The organism is Kribbella sp. NPDC051936, from assembly GCF_040680955.1.
Classification (GTDB): Bacteria; Actinomycetota; Actinomycetes; order Propionibacteriales; family Kribbellaceae; genus Kribbella.
Genome location: NZ_JBFAXS010000010.1, coordinates 218,305 through 230,969 on the forward strand (window position 1 = coordinate 218,305; position 12,665 = coordinate 230,969).

General features: G+C 67.8%; 10 protein-coding genes. 5 read left to right on the top strand and 5 right to left on the bottom strand.

Going from position 1 to position 12,665, the window contains the following annotated elements:
- Window positions 1–37: 37 nt before the first annotated feature.
- The 4 genes from AB0L64_RS33820 to AB0L64_RS33835 all read right to left on the bottom strand — a co-directional run bounded on the left by AB0L64_RS33820 (window position 38) and on the right by AB0L64_RS33835 (window position 4,539).
- A complete protein-coding gene (locus AB0L64_RS33820; protein WP_363716865.1) occupies window positions 38–385 on the bottom strand; it encodes a VOC family protein in 348 nt (115 codons plus the stop codon).
- A 2-nt stretch (window positions 386–387) separates the two neighbouring features.
- The gene (locus AB0L64_RS33825; protein WP_363716867.1) at window positions 388–1,203 is read right to left on the bottom strand and encodes a MerR family transcriptional regulator; all 816 of its coding nucleotides are present in this window, start codon (window positions 1,201–1,203) and stop codon (window positions 388–390) included.
- Window positions 1,204–1,294: 91 nt separating this feature from the next.
- On the bottom strand, window positions 1,295–2,665 hold the full coding sequence (locus tag AB0L64_RS33830; RefSeq protein ID WP_363716869.1) for a ricin-type beta-trefoil lectin domain protein: 1,371 nt from the start codon (window positions 2,663–2,665) through the stop codon (window positions 1,295–1,297).
- Entirely contained in the window at window positions 2,662–4,539 is a 1,878-nt protein-coding gene (locus AB0L64_RS33835) for a ricin-type beta-trefoil lectin domain protein (RefSeq protein WP_363716870.1), read from the bottom strand. Before AB0L64_RS33835 ends, AB0L64_RS33830 begins: the two co-directional genes overlap by 4 nt.
- A gap of 235 nt (window positions 4,540–4,774) precedes the next feature.
- On the opposite strand from AB0L64_RS33835, the gene AB0L64_RS33840 reads away from it, so the two are divergent.
- Window positions 4,775–6,001 (top strand): family 16 glycosylhydrolase, encoded by a 1,227-nt coding sequence (locus AB0L64_RS33840; protein ID WP_363716872.1) that lies wholly within the window; start codon window positions 4,775–4,777, stop codon window positions 5,999–6,001.
- Between the two features lie 299 nt (window positions 6,002–6,300).
- On the opposite strand, the gene AB0L64_RS33845 is transcribed toward AB0L64_RS33840, so the two are convergent.
- Window positions 6,301–7,479 carry an ROK family transcriptional regulator gene (locus AB0L64_RS33845; RefSeq protein WP_363716874.1) on the bottom strand — a complete coding sequence of 393 codons (1,179 nt, stop codon included), beginning with the start codon at window positions 7,477–7,479 and terminating at the stop codon, window positions 6,301–6,303.
- A 230-nt stretch (window positions 7,480–7,709) separates the two neighbouring features.
- On the opposite strand from AB0L64_RS33845, the gene AB0L64_RS33850 reads away from it, so the two are divergent.
- The 4 genes from AB0L64_RS33850 (at window position 7,710) to AB0L64_RS33865 (ending at window position 12,663) form a co-directional block, all read left to right on the top strand.
- Window positions 7,710–8,759 carry a LacI family DNA-binding transcriptional regulator gene (locus tag AB0L64_RS33850; RefSeq protein ID WP_363716876.1) on the top strand — a complete coding sequence of 350 codons (1,050 nt, stop codon included), beginning with the start codon at window positions 7,710–7,712 and terminating at the stop codon, window positions 8,757–8,759.
- 164 nt (window positions 8,760–8,923) lie between these two features.
- A complete protein-coding gene (locus AB0L64_RS33855; RefSeq protein ID WP_363716878.1) occupies window positions 8,924–10,615 on the top strand; it encodes an ABC transporter substrate-binding protein in 1,692 nt (563 codons plus the stop codon).
- 57 nt (window positions 10,616–10,672) lie between these two features.
- Entirely contained in the window at window positions 10,673–11,686 is a 1,014-nt protein-coding gene (locus tag AB0L64_RS33860; protein WP_363716880.1) for an ABC transporter ATP-binding protein, read from the top strand.
- Entirely contained in the window at window positions 11,683–12,663 is a 981-nt protein-coding gene (locus AB0L64_RS33865) for an ABC transporter permease (RefSeq protein ID WP_359925446.1), read from the top strand. The genes AB0L64_RS33860 and AB0L64_RS33865 overlap by 4 nt, the downstream gene beginning before the upstream one ends.
- Window positions 12,664–12,665: the final 2 nt, after the last annotated feature.

Here is a 12,665-nt window from a genome sequence, read left to right on the forward strand (position 1 = left end):
CGACCTGGCAATCCCTTGGACCTGGGCCACACAGGGCCTAGTGTTCGGCGACGTCGAAGACGTTGCCCTCCGGGTCGGCGAGCGTGAGCCAGTGCGTGCCGTACTCGTTGTGCTCGTCGACGCGTTTGGCGCCCAGGCCGACGAGGCGGTCGACCTCGGCGGCCCAGTCGGTCGCGGCCAGGTCGACGTGCAGGCGGTTCTTGCCGTTGCGCGGCTCCGGGACCTGGAGGAACATCAGCGTCGGCCCGGGCGCCTCCCGGTTCACGGTCGCGAAGAATTCGTTGCCGTCCGCATCGACATCGGTCGAGAAGACACCGGCCCAGAAGCCGGCCAGCGCGGCGGCGTCGGCACAGTCGAAGGCGATGCTCTCAAGAGAAATGGACATGCTCAGCCTTTCAGTACTGGGATCCGCTGGATCGGCCAGCAGACCTCGGTTCGGTAGTCGGCAGGATCGGGGACGTCCCCCGGGCCGATGGGATACAGCTCACGGATCGGGCCGGGCGCGATCTCGCAGTACTCCGCGACGTGGCTGCCGAGCGCGCCGTACGTCCGGTCGAAGTCGGTCATGTGACCGGCGTGCACGGCGATCGCGAAGTACCCGCCCGGGAGGTCGACGAGGTCCACCCCGTCGGCCGGCGGCTGGTCGAGCGCGACCGGCAGGAACGCGGTCACCTGGCCGGCGTCCTCGGTGAAGAACTCGTCGGAGTACGTCGCTCCCGGCGTCGCCCGGATGTCGGCGCCGACGGCGTCGAGCCGGCCGAAGGCGAACTCGCACCACGGCCCGATCTCCTCCCGCACCACGTGCCCGGACACGCCGTAGGCACGGAACGGCGGGATGAACCGGTACTGCACGTCGAGGATCGGTCGACCGGGCGTGAGCAGCTGACGCAGTGACATGACGACCTCGCGGGTGTGCGCGAGCTCCTGCTCCATCCGCTCGAGATGAGCACGCAGCGTCTCCTCGCGCGCCGGCCCGTCGGACGCCTCGACCACCGCCCGGACATCCGGGAGCGGCATCCGCAGCTCCCGCAGCCGCCGGATCAGCAGCGCGGTGTCGACCTGGTCCGTCCCGTAGCGCCGGTAGCCCGACGACGCGTCGATCGTGACCGGGGCGAGCAGGCCGATGTCGTGGTAGTGGTGCAGGGTCTTCACACTCAGATGCGTCAGGCGGGAGAACTCCCCCACCGTCACCGTCGCCGTCATGCCCCAAGCTTCCACCCTCCGGTTACAGGAGGGTCAAATGGAACTGCCCACCTGGAAGATCTCCAGGTGGGCAGTGTCCGGATCGCTCAGGTCAGCCGCGGTAGCGGCCGATGACCTTGGTGAAGTCCCAGGGGTTCTGGGAGATGCCGGAGCAGCTGTCGGCGCTGCCGCCTGTGCACGGGCGGTCGCGGTTGACCGACCAGAACGTGAAGCGGGCCAGGTGGTGCTCGGACGCGTACGACAGCATCGACTCGAAGTCGGACAGGTTGACGCGCTCCCCCGCGACGTCGGTGATGCCGTTCATCGAGGAGATGCCGATCTTGCGGTACGCCGCGTCGTCGCTCAGCCCGTACGCCGCCTTCACCTGGTTCTTCAGCCCGTCGGCCGCCTGCCGGGTCAGCGTGCCCATGTTGGTCGACCCGCCGCCGAAGTCGAACGGCATGATCACCCAGCCGTCCAGGTTCAGCCCGGACGCCGCGCCGCGCCGGATCAGGTCCTGACCGTTGCCGTCCGGCCCGGACGTCGTGGTCCCGAAGGTCAGGTACGTCGCGATCCCCGGGTTGTTCTGCTCGACGATCTTCAGCGCGTCGACGACCTTCTGCCGGACGGCGGCCTGGGAGAACTCCTGGTCCTCGATGTCCACGTCGATCGCCTTCAGCGACAGCGCGTTGATCACCTTCTGGTACGCCGCCGCCAGCTCGCTCGCCGTACCGCAGCTCTGTCCCAGCTTGTTGCCGGACCAGCCGCCGACCGAGACCACCACGTCGCCGCCGTTGGAGCGGATCGTGTTGAGCGCCTGCTGGTCGACGCCGCCGGTCAGCGGTCGTGAACCGTCCCACTGCGGGTTGCAGTAGCCGTTCGACAGGATGAAGGCCATCGTGAACCACTTCACGCCGGACGCGTTCATCACGGTCGCCGGGTTCGGCGGGTCACCCCAGCCCTGGTAGAGGTACGGCGCGGCCGCCATCGGCGCACCGCCCGCCGGCGGCGGTCCGTCGTCCGCCGCCGGGACGTTCCACTTCTGGTTCGCCGCACCGGTGCAGCTCCACAGCTGCAGCGGCGTACTGTTCGCGGAGTTGTTGCCGGTGACATCGAGGCACTTGTTCGCCTGCGGGTTCACGAGGTCACGCCCGGACGTGTACGTCCACTGCTGCGCCCCGCTGCCGTTACACGTCCACAGCTGCACCTTGGCGCCGTTCGCCACAGAACCACCGGACACGTCCAGACACTTGCCCAGTGCGCGCAGGGTCCCGTCGCTGGAGCGCGTCCACTGCTGTGCGCTCGTACCGTTGCAGTCGTACAGCTGGACCTGCGTACCGTCGGCGCTGTTCGCCGCGGCGACGTCCATGCACTTGCCGGCCAGACCGGTGACGGCACCGGTGGCTGCCTGAGCCGTGACAGCCGGTGCAGCCAGAGTCAGTCCCAGGACGAGCGTCGCGCCCACTGCGAGTAATCGCTTCATGAGATGGTCCACTTCTGGTTGGCCGCACCCGTGCAGCTCCACAGCTGCAGTGGGGTGCCGTTGGCGGAGGTGTTGTTGGTGACGTCGAGACACTTGTTCGCCTGTGGATTCACCAGGTCATTGCCACTCGTGTAGTTCCATTGCTGCGCCCCGCTGCCGTTACACGTCCACAGCTGCACCTTGGCGCCGTTGGCCACAGAGCCGCCCGAGACGTCCAGGCACTTGCCGAGCGCGCGGAGCGTGCCGTCACCAGGACGGGACCACTGCTGGGCCGTCGTGCCGTTGCAGTCGTACAGCTGCACCGGCGTACCGTCGGCGGAGTTCGCACCGGCGACGTCGACGCACTTGCCGCCCAGGCCGGTGATCTGTCCGCTCGTACCACCGCCGCCGCTCTGCGAGCCCGACCAGGTGAACGTCGCCGACGTCTTGGTCGGCAGCGTGTAGACGAAGGACTGCGAGCCCCAGTTGACCCGCACGGACTGTGAGCTGCCCGTGGTGTTGAAGGCGATCAGCGCCTTGGAGCCGTCGGGGTTCTTCCAGGCCACGTTCTTCACCGAGCTGTTCGCGGTCGAGTCGATCCGCAGCGCACCCGGCTTCACGAACTTCGTCAGGTGGCCCATCGTGTAGTACTCGACCGTCTTGGTGACCTGACCACGCTGGCCGTCGTTGCGGTGCACCGTCACGAGCCCGGTGCAGACGTTGCAGCCGGCGCCGACGTACGGCAGGTGGTCCTCGTCGAGCGCGATACCCCACTTGACCCACGACTTGTCCCAGTTGCGGGTGTAGTCGATCAGGTTGTTCATGTCCTCGACCTGCTGGTTCGCGATCCACGTACCGCCGGAGTGCTCGGTCATGTACGCGTTCACGCCCGGGTACTGGTTGTGCACCTGTGTCTGCAGGTTCACGTCACCGCCGTACCCGTGCCAGGCGATCCCGCCGAAGTTCGGATGGTTGCGCAGCGCGGCGTCGGCGATCGGGACCGAACCGAGGTCGTTGTAGTTGCCCCAGTTGTAGTCGAGGATCAGCACCTTGGTGGTGAGCCCGGCCGCCTGCAGCGCGGGCATCAGGTTGTTCTTGGTGAACTCGAGCAGGCCGGAGCCGTTCCAGTTCATCGATGCGTAGCCGGTGCTGTCGCTGCCGCAGCAGGTCGGCTCGTTCTGCACCGAGATGTAGTCGATGTGGTTGCCCTGCGCCTCGTTCTGCTGCAGGTACTTCACGAAGTACTGCGCGTACATCGGCGCGTACTCCCACTTCAGCCAGCCGCGGTGCACGAAGTCGTTGTTGTCCTTCATCCAGGCCGGCGCGCTCCACGGCGAGCCCATCACCTTCAACGCCGGGTTGAGCTGCCGCGCCTGCTTGGTCAGCGGTACGACGTCGGCGAGGTCGTGCTGGATGCTGAAGTCGTTCAGGTCGCAGCAGGTGTCGTCGTAGGAGTAGTTGAAGCGGGCGAGGTCGGAGGCGCCCATCGGGTTCCGGACGAACGCGAGACCGATCCCGTTCACGGGGTCGAACAGGTCCCGCATCACCTGGTCGCGGGTCGCGGCCGAGATGACGTTGCTGCTGTTCAGCAGCCAGGCGGAGCTGTCCGCGAACGAGGCGCCGCCGCCCTCGAAGGACTGGTACGTGGTGTTCTCGTTGACTGTGACGGTCTGGTTCGCGGTCCCGCCGGCCGGTCCGAAGTTCACCGGTGTCTGCTGCTGCAGACCGCGGGTCACGGTGCGGCCGGCCGAGTCGTTGGTGGTGGTCAGCCAGATGTTGACCTGTTCGCCGGCGGCGACCGAGCCGACGGCGGGTGCAGCGGTTCCGAAGCCGAGTCCGGCGGCGGCCACGCAGAGCGCGGCGACCGCGGCCGGCAAAAGCCGTTTCGCGGGCATGGGGCGGTTCTCCCTTGTTTTAAAGGAGTATGGGGCGGTTCGAGTTGCCGGCGTCTGCCCGCGCCGCAACAGGTGGTCAGCACGAGGTAACCATTCGTGCATATCGGTGTCAACGGCGAAACCGAGACTTTTTTCAGATCTTTTATTTAGTCGCGGGGTTGACGTGGGAGCGTTCTCACGGCACGCTGCGGGCCAGTCATTGCCCTCATTCAGACGCCCCCGAAATGAGGTACTCATGAAGCGTCCCCGCATGCTCGCGTTCCTCGCGATCGGTGCCGCACTCGCCGGCACTGCCCTCCTCCAGCCCGCGGCCACCGGGCACCAGCAGGCCGCCGCCGCCACGACGGCGACGGTCTGGGAGGACACCTTCGACGGCCCGGCCGGCCAGGCCCCCGACCCCGCCAAATGGCGCTACGACATCGGCGGCGGCGGCTGGGGCAACAACGAGATGGAGTACTACACCAACAGCACCCGCAACTCCGCGCTGGACGGCAACGGCAACCTGGTGATCACCGCCCGGCAGGAGAACGGCGGCTACCAGTGCCACTACGGCCCGTGCCAGTACACGTCGGCCCGGCTGCTCACCGCGCAGACCTTCACCCAGACGTACGGGCGGTTCGAGGCCCGCATCAAGATCCCCCGCGGGCAAGGGATCTGGCCCGCGTTCTGGATGCTCGGCGGCGGCAACTGGCCGAACGACGGCGAGATCGACATCATGGAGAACATCGGCAAGGAGCCGGCCACCGTGCACGGCACGATCCACGGCCCGGGCTACTCCGGCGCCGGCGGGATCGGTGCCGCGTACAACCATCCGAACGGCTGGTCGTTCGCCGACGACTTCCACACCTTCGCGGTGGACTGGGCCCCGGACTCGATCACCTGGTACGTCGACGGCGTGCAGTACCAGCGCCGTACGCCGGCCGACCTCGGCGGCAACACCTGGGTCTTCAACCACCCGTTCTTCATGATCCTCAACCTCGCGGTCGGCGGCTACTGGCCGGGCTACCCGGACGGTACGACAGTCTTCCCGCAGACCATGACCGTCGACTACGTCCGCGTCTCCACGCTCGGCAGCTCGGGCGGCGGCGGCTCGCAGATCACCGGCCTGGCCGGAAAGTGCATGGACGTCGCGGCCGCGAACTCCGCCGACGGTACGCCGGTGCAGCTGTACGACTGCAACGGCACGAACGCGCAGAAGTGGACGCGCCCCGGTGACGGCACGATCCGCGCGCTCGGCAAGTGCCTCGACGTCAACGCCGGCTCACTCGCCGACGGAGCCAAGGTCCAGCTCTGGACCTGCAACGGGACCGGCGCGCAGAAATGGACCTACACCTCCGGCCACGACCTGGTGAACCCGCAGGCGAACAAGTGCCTCGATGTCACCGGCAACAACTCCGCCAACAGCACACCCCTCCAGACCTGGACCTGCACCGGCGCAGCCAACCAGAAGTGGACCGTCTGACCCCCGACACACCGCCCGGCTCACGCCCCACCCCGGCGGCCCCATTTCGCGGGTTCACCACGCAAAGTGCCCCTTCACCCCTCGCACACGGCAGGTGAAGGGGCACCGGCGAAGGTGAACCCCTGAAATGGGGGTTGCGGGCCGGCTGTGGGGGTTCTGTGCATCGGGGTCGTGCGACGGGGCGGCCGCTGTCGTACAAGCTCGACAGGAGGTGTCGGTCGCCGCGGTAGTGCACCTGAGCGTGAACCTGCTATTGCGTACGCCGTCTCACGGGTGCACTACCTGTCGCCGTGCACACTTCAGCCGCGTACTGCGCCGCCGTCGCGGAGCAGGCGTACCACGGGGAGGGTCGCGGCGCCTAGCGCGACGGCGTCGCGGCCCAGTTCGCACAGGACGATGGAGACCTGGGCGTAGGGGCGGCGGAGGGCGTGTTTGCCGACCTCCGAGCGCAACTCGTCCAGGCGCTTCTCGCCGAGCAGCAGGCCGGCCCAGCCGCCGAGCACGATGCGCTCGGGGTTCACCAGGTTGACCAGGTTCGCGAAACCCGCGGCCAGGTAGCCGATCGTGTCGTCGACGATCGTTGCCGCGAGCTCCGAATCCGACTCCAGGAGCTCGACGAACGCGGTCTCCTCGTCACCGTCGGCCACACCCCCGGCCTGCCGGTACCGGTCCAGGACGCCTTCCGCGCCGACGTACGTCTCGAGGCATCCCAGCGCGCCGCAGCGGCACTGGCGGCCGCCGTACACGATCGTCATGTGACCCCACTCGCCCGCGCTGCTGCGGGCGCCGCGGTAGCTGGAGCCGCCGGCCACCAGGGCCGAGCCCGCACCGGAGCCGACCAGGGCCACGACCACGTCGGTCGCGCCGCGGCCCGCACCGAACCACATCTCGGCCTGGCCGAGCATGTTCGCGCCGTTGTCCACGTGCACCGGTATGTCGGTGCCCTCGGCAAGCATCGCGGCGAGCGGTACGGCGTCCCAGCCGAGCGTCTGCGCGTCGACGATCGCGTTGTCCTCGACGACACCTGAGACCGCGACCCCGAGGCCGAGGATCTGCTCCGGGCGCACTCCCGAGGACGCGACCACGGCCGAAAGTCCTTCCAGGACGTGCTTCACGACCTCTTCGGGCGTCGGCGAACTGATCGGGTGGTCGGCCCGGGCCAGCACGTTCATGGCCAGGTCGAACAGCTCGACGCGGACCCGGGTCTCCCCCACCTCGGCGCCCACGACGTACCGGAAGGTCGGTGCCACGCGCAACAGCACCCGCGGCCGGCCGCCTTCGGACTCGACCGAACCGGCCTCCTCGACGACGCCTTCGGCGATCAGTTCGGCGACCAGGTTGCTCACGCTGGCCGCACTGAGCGAGGTCCGGCCGGTCAGCTCCTGGCGGCTCAGCGGACCGTCGCGGTAGATGCTGGTGAGGATCACCGAGCGGTTGGACCGGCGCATGTCCCGCACCGTGGTCCGGCGAACTTCCATACCCCAACCTCACGCTGCGGGGCCCCAGGTGGGCCGCTCGTCCCCGAGTTCATCATGCCGTCCCACCCGACGGAAGAGGTGGCTTCTTCCAAGTCGTGAACTAAGTCGCGATTCGTTACCACTCCGTGATTGACGGCCCGTTGCGGTCTCGGCTTTGATCTACGGAACCGCTTCCGAAACCGGTTCCGTCCCATCCAGAGCGCCACCCTTACCGCCCGAGGGGAGTCAGCGTGTCCATCACCATCGCCGATGTCGCGGCCCGTGCCGGCGTCAGCAAGACGACCGTGTCACGCGTCCTCAACGGCAAGGGCGAGCTGGACCTGCGGACCGCCGAGCGGGTCCGGCAGGTGATCGCCGAGCTCGGGTACGTGCCGAGCGCTCGCGCCGTCGGCCTGGCCCGCGGCCGGACCCGGATCGTCGGAATGCTGGTCCCGTCGCTCACCTGGCCCTGGATGGGCGAGGTGCTGCAGGGCGCCGTCGACGTGGTCGAGAGCGAGGGCTACGGCCTGCTGCTGTTCACCTTCAACCGGGGTGAGGAATCCATGCAGCAGTTCGCGTCCCAGGTCTCGGCGCAGTCGTTCGACGGCCTGCTGGTGATCGAGCCCGAGGGCACGCTCACCTACATCGAGCAACTCCATGCGCGCGGCCTGCCGGTGGTCCTGATCGACGACCGCGACAAGCGCCCGCAGTTCCCGTCCGTCGCCACCACGAACTACGCCGGCGGCGAGTCCGCCGCCCGGCACCTGCTGGAGCTCGGTCGCCGCCGGCCGCTGGTGATCACCGGCGTCGAGCGCTTCGGCTGCACCCACGAACGCCTGGACGGTTTCCGCGACACCTATGCGGAGGCCGGCCTCGAGCTCGACCCGAGACTCGTGTTCGAAGGCGACTTCACCTACGAGAGCGGACGCCGCGGCGTCCAGCACGCGCTCGGCGAGCGACTCGAGTTCGACGCGATCTTCGCCCACAACGACCTCTCCGCCGGCGGCGCCGTCCAGGCCGTCCGGGAGACCGGGCGGAACGTGCCGAACGACGTGTCGGTGGTCGGGTTCGACGACATCCCGTACGCCGAACACACCGAACCGCCGCTGACCACGGTGCATCAGCCGATGCGCCAGATGGGTCAAACCGCGGCCCGGATGCTGATGGGGTACTTCGGCGGCACGCCGCTGCCCGAGACCCCGCAGGTGCTGCCGACGACGCTGATCGTCCGCAGCTCAACCGCCCCGAAGAGTCGACCACCGGGGACCGCCCCCGCCCCGAAGAACCGGTCCCACCGGTAGATCTCCGGCGGCGGGGCAGCTGCCCCTGTCCCGCCGCCGGAACCACCCCTCGACACCGAACCGATATGGCGTTCGCTCTTCCGATGAGAGCGTTCTCACGCCAGGATGCACTGGCCCACCGGCTCAGGGTGGGCCATCCGTCAACTGGAACACAGGAGGAACCGATGCGAGCACGACGTAGCGTCGCGCTGGCCCTGGCGGGCCTGCTCGCGGCAGCCACCCTGGCTGCTTGTAGTAGCGGGGACGGGAAGTCAGGCAGCTCTGGAAACGGCGGATCGGGCACGGGCGCGACCGTGCTCAACGTCGGGATGCCGAACGGTCCGCAGACCGAGAACCACAACCCGTTCCTCGGCTCCTCCTCGGGCGCCTCGCTGGGCTACCGCTGGATGATCTTCGAGCCGCTGGTGATGATCAACGGGATCAAGCCGACCGAACCCGGCAAGCCCTGGCTGGCGACCGAGTGGAAGTGGGACGCCAACTACACCAAGCTGTCGCTGACGGTCCGCGACGGCGTGAAGTTCTCCGACGGTCAGCCGATGACCGCCGACGACGTGGCGTACTCGTTCCAGATCCGCAAGGACAACGAGGCGCTGAACTCCGATGCGATCCCGTACGGCACCATCACCGCGTCCGGCAACAAGGTCGACCTGACCTTCAGCCGGTCGCAGTTCACCAACCAGAACAAGATCCTGACCGTGTTCGTGATCCCGAAGCACCAGTGGTCGACGATCAAGGACCCGAGCCAGGACACCCTGAAGAGCCCGATCGGCACCGGTCCGTACACGGTGAAGTCGTTCACCCCGCAGACCACCACGCTGACGCTGCGCGACGCGTACTGGCAGGACCTGCCGAAGGTCAAGGAGCTGCGGTACACCTCGTACAACGACAACAACGCGCAGACCACCGCGCTGGCCAACGGCGCCTCGGAGTGGAGCTTCGTCTTCGTCCCGAACGTGAAGGCCGTCTACCAGGACAAGGACCCGAAGAACCACAAGCTGTGGTTCCCGGCGAACCTCGGAATCCACGGCCTGTGGATCAACACCACCCGCAAGCCGTTCGACAACCCGGCCCTGCGGCGCGCGATGAACCTGGTGATCAACCGCGACGACATCTTCCAGCAGGGCGAGGCCGGGTACTTCTACCCGAAGGTCGAGTCGATGACCGGCATCCCGACCCCGGCCGGTGAGTCCTTCATCGCGCCGGAGTACAAGGACCTCAAGCACAAGGTGGACGTCGAGGCAGCCAAGAAGGAGCTCACCGACGCCGGCTTCAAGCTCGAGGGCGACGCGCTCAAGGACCCGTCCGGCAAGCCGGTGACGATCACGCTGACCGACCCGGCCGGCTGGTCCGACTACATCACCGACCTGGAGATCATCAAGGACAACCTGTCCACGATCGGGATCAAGGCCACCGTCGACAAGGCCAACCAGGACGCCTGGTTCAAGAACATCGACGAGGGCAACTTCGACGCCGCGATGCACTGGACCAACGGCGGCGCGACGCCGTACGACATCTACCAGAACATCATGGACGGCAAGATCCTGAAGCCGGTCGGCAAGGGCGGCGTGAGCGGCAACTACGGCCGGTTCAACAGCCCGGAGGCGACCAAGGCGCTGGAGGAGTACGCCAACGCCGCGGACGACGCGACCCGCACCACCGCGCTGAACACGCTGCAGAAGATCATGGTCGAGCAGATGCCGATCATCCCCACCTCGGCGTCCAACGTCGGCGGTCTCTACAGCACCAAGAACTGGGTCGGCTGGCCCGACGAGCAGAACCAGTACGGGCCGGCGCAGCCGACCCAGCAGAACGCTCTGCAGATCATCCTGAACCTGAAGCCGGCCGGCAGCCAGTAACAGCGGTGCACGGCGCCAGGCCCACGGGCCTGGCGCCGTCGCCTTGAGGAGAGACTGATGACGGTCACCGAGACCGAGGTTGTTCTGGAGGCCGAGGGCCTCACCAAGCATTTCCCGGTACGGCGGGGAATCCGTGATCTGCTGTCCCGCGAGCACAAGGCCGTGCACGCCGTCGACGACGTCCGGCTGACGCTGCGCCGAGGCCGGGTGACCGCGCTGGTCGGCGAGTCCGGGTCGGGCAAGTCGACCGTCGCGCGGCTGCTGGCCCAGTTGTACGGGCGCACCTCCGGTGAGATCCGGCTGCACGGCGAGCCGATCACCGTGCACGGCGGCCGCAAGTTCCGCGCCTACGCGCGCCGCGTACAGATGATCTTCCAGGACCCGTTCGCGTCCCTGAACCCGACGCACACGGTCCGGTACCACCTGACCCGGTCGCTGCGGATCCACGGCCGCGAAGGCGATCTCGAGCAGAACCTGCGCGACCTCCTGGCGCAGGTCCAGCTCACTCCTCCGGAGCGCTATCTGGACAAGTTCCCGCACGAACTGTCCGGTGGTCAGCGCCAGCGCGTCTCGATCGCCCGCGCGCTCGGCGCGGACCCCGAGGCGCTCCTCGCCGACGAGCCGGTGTCGATGCTCGACGTGTCGATCCGGCTCGGCGTCCTGAACCTGCTGCGGGACCTGAAGGAACGACTCAACCTCGCCATCCTCTACATCACCCACGACATCGCCTCGGCCCGGTACTTCGCCGACGAGACCCTGGTGATGTACGCCGGCCGCATGGTCGAGGGCGGCGACTCCGAGACCGTCACGCAGAATCCGGCCCACCCGTACACGCGGTTGCTGATCGACAGCGCGCCGGACCCCGATCGGCTCGGGCAGCTCAGCACACCCGAGGACCAGGCCGGCGGCGAGCCGCCGAGCCTGATCGCGCCGCCCAGCGGCTGCCGGTTCAACCCGCGCTGCGTGCACGCGATGCCCAAGTGCTCGACCGATCTGCCGCCCCGCTTCGAACTGCCGGTCGCCGGTCACTGGGCCGCGTGCTGGCTCTACGAAGAAGGGACGGCGAAGTGAAGTTCCTCCTGCAGCGGCTCGCCTTCTACGTCTTCACCGCGTGGGCCGCGCTGACCATCAACTTCTTCATCCCGCGGCTGATCCCGGGCGACCCGGTGACGTCGCTGATCAACAAGTTCCAGGGCCAGATGAGCACCGACGCGATCAACTCGCTCTACGTGCTGTTCGGCCTGGACAAGAACGCGTCGCTGTGGAGTCAGTACGTCGACTACTGGGGCCAGGTGTTCCGCGGCGACCTCGGATTGTCGTTCACGTTCTTCCCGACCCCGGTCTCGGAGATCCTGCGGCAGAGCCTGCCGTGGACGATCGCGCTGGTCGGTATCACCACGTTCGCCAGCTTCATGATCGGTACGTCGCTCGGCGTGCTGGCCGGCTGGCGGCGCGGATCGGTGATGGACGGATTGTTGCCGGTGACGACGTTCCTGTCGTCGATCCCGTACTTCTGGCTCGGTCTGCTGGCGATCACGCTGCTCGCCGGGCCGGACAGCTTCTTCCCGTCGTCGGGCGGCTACGAGCCCGGGCTCGTGCCGGGCTGGAGCGGCGAGTTCATCGGCAGCGCGATCCAGCACAGCCTGCTGCCGGCGATCACGATCCTGATCTCGTCGGTGAGCGGCTGGATCCTGACCATGCGGAACATGATGGTCACGGTGTCCTCCGAGGACTACATCACCGTCGCACACGCCAAGGGCCTGCCCGAGCGCCGGGTGATGGTCAGCTACGCGGCGCGGAACGCCCTGTTGCCGAACGTTTCCGGCTTCGCGCTGTCGCTCGGCTTCATCGTCGGCGGCACGCTGCTGGTGGAGATCGTGTTCTCCTACCCGGGCATCGGCTACAACCTGTTCCAGGCCGTCGGCGCCAAGGACTACCCGCTGATGCAGGGCGTCTTCCTGGTCATCACGTTGTCCGTGCTGGTCGCCAACCTGCTGGCCGACGTCGCCTATCTCCTGCTCGATCCGCGTACCCGGAAGGAGGGCTGACG